At 66.4% G+C, this 4145-nt stretch carries 5 protein-coding genes; 3 read left to right on the plus strand and 2 right to left on the minus strand.

Going from position 1 to position 4145, the window contains the following annotated elements; all coding sequences use genetic code 11:
- Positions 1-244: 244 nt before the first annotated feature.
- Positions 245-1060 carry a tRNA threonylcarbamoyladenosine dehydratase gene (locus tag AC04L7_RS13535; RefSeq protein ID WP_435999134.1) on the plus strand — a complete coding sequence of 272 codons (816 nt, stop codon included), beginning with the start codon at positions 245-247 and terminating at the stop codon, positions 1058-1060.
- Here the strand turns inward: AC04L7_RS13535 and AC04L7_RS13540 are convergent.
- Both AC04L7_RS13540 and AC04L7_RS13545 read right to left on the minus strand, forming a co-directional pair.
- Entirely contained in the window at positions 1041-1808 is a 768-nt protein-coding gene (locus AC04L7_RS13540) for a TatD family hydrolase (protein ID WP_475513197.1), read from the minus strand. The genes AC04L7_RS13535 and AC04L7_RS13540 overlap by 20 nt on opposite strands.
- Positions 1809-1811: 3 nt before the next feature.
- The gene (locus AC04L7_RS13545; RefSeq protein WP_296282438.1) at positions 1812-2030 is read right to left on the minus strand and encodes a DUF6116 family protein; all 219 of its coding nucleotides are present in this window, start codon (positions 2028-2030) and stop codon (positions 1812-1814) included.
- A 170-nt stretch (positions 2031-2200) separates the two neighbouring features.
- On the opposite strand from AC04L7_RS13545, the gene AC04L7_RS13550 reads away from it, so the two are divergent.
- Together AC04L7_RS13550 and AC04L7_RS13555 are read left to right on the plus strand one after the other, a co-directional pair.
- Complete coding sequence (locus tag AC04L7_RS13550; RefSeq protein ID WP_435999129.1) at positions 2201-3016, plus strand: glycine zipper 2TM domain-containing protein; 816 nt, start codon at positions 2201-2203, stop codon at positions 3014-3016.
- Between the two features lie 148 nt (positions 3017-3164).
- On the plus strand, positions 3165-4145 hold a 981-nt coding region (locus tag AC04L7_RS13555; protein ID WP_475513198.1), incomplete at its 3' end, for an acyl-CoA dehydrogenase family protein.

The following is a 4145-nucleotide window of genomic DNA, read 5'->3' on the forward strand; positions in this document are numbered from 1 at the left end:
GTGCCTGGCCATCACGTGCATCACGCTGTGGGGGAATGGATCCTGCCGCGCCTGCAACGCGCGCATCGCCATGACCGTACAGACAGCACCCACCACCAGGCCGATCAGGAAGAGGAAGAGGTAGCGCGACGCGGCGGAGGGCTTCTTGGTGTCGGGTTGGCTGGCCATGCGGCGGGCTCCTTGTGGATGACGCCGCGATGGTACGACGGCCATCACGGTTTGCGCCACGGCTTACACTGGCGCCATGAAGAAAGAACTCCGGGACCGGTTCGCCGGCATCGACCGCCTCTATGGCGTGGGAACCGTAGAACGCCATGCGCAGGCGCGCGTCGCCGTGGTGGGCATGGGCGGCGTGGGCTCGTGGGTGGTGGAGGCACTGGCGCGCTCCGGTGTGGGTCATCTCACATTGATTGATGCCGACGACATCTGCGTATCCAACACCAACCGCCAATTGCCGGCCCTCGAAGGGCACTACGGGCGCAACAAGGCCGAGGCGATGGCCGAGCGGTGCCGCGCGATCAACCCCCTGATCGATATCGATGCCGTGCCGCAGTTCCTCACGTCCGGCAACATGGGCGAGCTGCTGGATCGCGGCTTCGACCTGGTGCTCGATGCGTGCGACAGTTTCCGGGTCAAGGTGGAAATGATCGCCTGGTGCCGCCGCCGCAAGCTGCCGATCGTGGTGTCCGGCTCCGCCGGCGGTCGCACCGATCCCACCCAGATCCGCCTGCGTGATCTTTCGCGTACCGAACACGACGCGCTGCTGGCGCTGGTGCGCAAGAAGTTGCGCGCGGAGTTCAATTTCCCCAAGAACAGCGACCGCTACTTCGGGGTGCAGGCCGTGTACTCGCTCGAAAACGTCAAGTATCCGCAGGCCGACGGCAGCGTCTGCGGCCTGCGCCCGCAGCTGGGGGCGGATGCGGCGCTGAAACTGGATTGCGGTGTGGGGCTGGGGGCCGCCACCCATATCACCGGTGCGTTTGCGTTCGCGATGGTGGGCAAGGCGCTCGAACTGCTGGCCAAGCCCGCGAAGACGGCGGTCAGGCCACCGGCAGCTTGAAAAGGCGCTCGGCGTTGCGCGTGGTCGCGGCAGCGACGTCCTCCGGCGCTATGTCGCGCAGGCTGGCAATCACGTCGCGCACTACGGACAGGCGTTCGGGCTCGTTGCGTTGCCCGCGGATGCCGGCGTCCGGCTGGTCCGGCGCATCGGTCTCCAGCAGCAGGTAGTCGAGCGGCATCGTGCGTGCCAGTGCGCGCAGGCGGTTCGCACGCTCGTAAGTGACGGGTCCGCCCAGGCCGATCAGGAAACCCATCCGCCACAACTGGCGCGCCTGCYCCGGGCTGCCGGAGAAGCTGTGGACGACGCCGGTCAGTCCACCCACGCGCCTGATCGCTGCGATCACGGCGTCCACCGCGCGTCGTGCATGCACGATCACCGGCAGGCCGAATTCGCGCGCCACCCGCAGTTGGCCATCGAAATACTGCTGCTGTGCGTCGGCATCCAGACCGTCCACGAAGAAGTCCAGCCCGCACTCGCCGACCGCCACCGGATGCTCGCGCTGGATCCACTGCCACAGTGCGTCTAGATGCTCCGGGCGATGCTCGGCGAGGTACATCGGATGCAAGCCATAGGCGGGGAACAGACCGGAGTCCTGCAGGCAGACGTCACGAAGTCCCGGCCAGGTCGACGCGGCAACCGCCGGAACGATCTGGCGCGTCACCCCGGCGCTGCGCGCACGCGCGAGCGCCGCGGCGCGATCGCCATCGAACTCGGGCGCGTCGAAATGGCTGTGGCTGTCGACCAGCATCTGTCAGCGCTGGGTGGGCTCGATGGCGGGCGGTGGTTCCTTGCGCCGTTTCCAGTTCGCCAGCAACAGGGTGCCCAGGCCGAAGAGGATTTCGTCCACGAACGGGAAGGGATCGGGCAGGAACAGCGTGACGACGAAGAGCGCAGCCGTGATCTTGAACAAGGTCGGATAGCGCAGCTTGCGGGCCCAGTCGAGCAACGGCAGCAGTAGCGGGTTCGGCATGGAGGAGACTCGTTCCGGAGTGCAACGGACGCCACGCTAGCATGATCCGAACGTCGCGGAAGCGTTCATTTTTCGTTCGTTTTCGTGGGCCTTCACCGGTACTTTGTTCAGGTTCCCAGTGGTGCAATGATGGCCAATGTGAATCGGGGCAGCCCGACTTGGAGGCAGCGATGAAGAGCAATACCACAACGATTCTGGTTGCCGTCGGCGCATTGCTGGTGGGCGGTGTCGCCACGGCGGCATTCCTCAAGGGCGGCGACAAGAGCCCGACCGGCCAGGACGGCCTGGTGACGTCGGCCGATGGCACGCTGGTCACGGATGACGCGGCCATGATCGACAACCAGATCCCCACGGGCACGTTGCAGTACGCCACCGTGGTGAAGTCGGAGCCGGTCACCAGTTCCGAGAAGCTGTATGCGACGGTGATCGGCACCGAGGCGGTGCGCGAGACCTCCACGACCAGTTCGCCGCGCGAGGTGTGCGAAGACGTGGTCGTGCAGGAGCGCCTGCCCGAACGCGATGGCAACGCGGGGGGTACGGTGGCCGGTGCGGTGATCGGTGGCCTGCTGGGCAACCARGTMGGCGGYGGCAACGGCAAGAAGGCGGCCACCGTCGTGGGTGCCGTCGCGGGCGGTGCGATCGGCAACCAGGTGGACAAGCGCCACGTGGGTGGCCGGGTCGTGAATCGCACCGAGCGCCAGTGCCACACCGAGAACGCGACGTCGGAGTCGTCGCGGGTGACGGGTTACAACGTGACGTACCGCAATCCTGATGGCTCCACCGGCACCATGCGCATGGACAGCAAGCCGGGCAACCGTATTGCGCTCGGCACCACCGACAAGGTGATCGGCTACGACGTCACCTACCGTTTCGATGGTCAGGACAAGACGATCCGCCTGGACCAGAAGCCGGGCGATCGCCTGCCGGTGATCGACGGCCAGGTGGTGACCCAGACGGCCAGCGTGGATGCCCCGGACAAGGGCTGACGATCCGGCCCGGACCGGGCCTGCATTTCAACGTGGCACCCCGCAAAGGCCGGCATTTCGCCGGCCTTTGCTGTGCGGACTGGCGCTTACCGCCCCCGATGGCCAACGCATACAATCACCGGATACCTCATATGCCGGTTGAAGCGCGATGGCCCTGAACCCGTACGACCTGTTCGATGTCCGTTCCCTGCTGAGCGAAGAGGAGCGCGCCGTCCAGGACGCCGTCGCCCGCTTCACCGACGAGCGCGTGCGCCCGATCATCGGCGATGCCTTCGACCAGGGCCGGTTTCCGAAGGAACTGGTGCCGGAGATCGCCGAGCTCGGCCTGCTGGGTTCCTCGCTGCCGGAAAAGTACGGTTGCGCCGGCCTCAACGCGGTCAGCTACGGCCTGATCTGCCAGGAACTCGAGCGCGGCGACAGCGGTATCCGCAGCTTCGTCAGCGTGCAGTCCTCGCTGTGCATGTATCCCATCTACGCCTACGGCAGCGAAGAACAGCGTGAGCGCTGGCTGCCGGACATGGCGGCCGGCAAGGTGATCGGGTGCTTCGGCCTGACCGAGCCCCACGGCGGCTCCGACCCGGCCAACATGAAGACCCACGCGCGCCGCGATGGCGACGATTGGGTCATCAATGGCTCGAAGATGTGGATCACCAACGGCAACCTGGCCGACATCGCGATCCTCTGGGCGCAGACCGACGACGGGATCCAGGGCTTCCTGCTCGAGAAGGGCATGGCCGGGTTCACCGCGCAGGAGATCAAGCACAAGATGAGCCTGCGCGCATCGGTGACCAGCGCGCTGTTCTTCGACAACGTGCGCGTGCCCGACAGCAGCCGCCTGCCCAACGTCAAAGGCCTGAAGGGCCCGCTGGGCTGCCTGACCCAGGCGCGCTACGGCATCACCTGGGGCCCGATCGGTGCCGCCATCGCCTGCCTCGACGAAGTGCTGGCCTACACCAAGGAACGCATCCTGTTCGACCGCCCGGTGGCGGCCACCCAGAGTGCACAGATCAAGATGGCAGAGATGGCCCGCCGGATCACCCTGGCGCAGTTGCTGTCGCTGCAACTGGGTCGCCTGAAGGATGCCGGCACCATGGCGCCTTCTCAGGTGTCGCTGGCGAAGTGGAACAAC

Source organism: Pseudoxanthomonas sp. LjRoot204_2, from assembly GCF_056175765.1.

What these genes read in the sequence shown, in the direction of transcription:
- AC04L7_RS13535 (WP_435999134.1), top strand. Translation starts at nt 245, where the DNA reads ATGAAGAAAGAACTCCGGGACCGGTTCGCCGGCATCGACCGCCTCTAT.
- AC04L7_RS13545 (WP_296282438.1), bottom strand. Translation starts at nt 2,030, where the DNA reads ATGCCGAACCCGCTACTGCTGCCGTTGCTCGACTGGGCCCGCAAGCTG.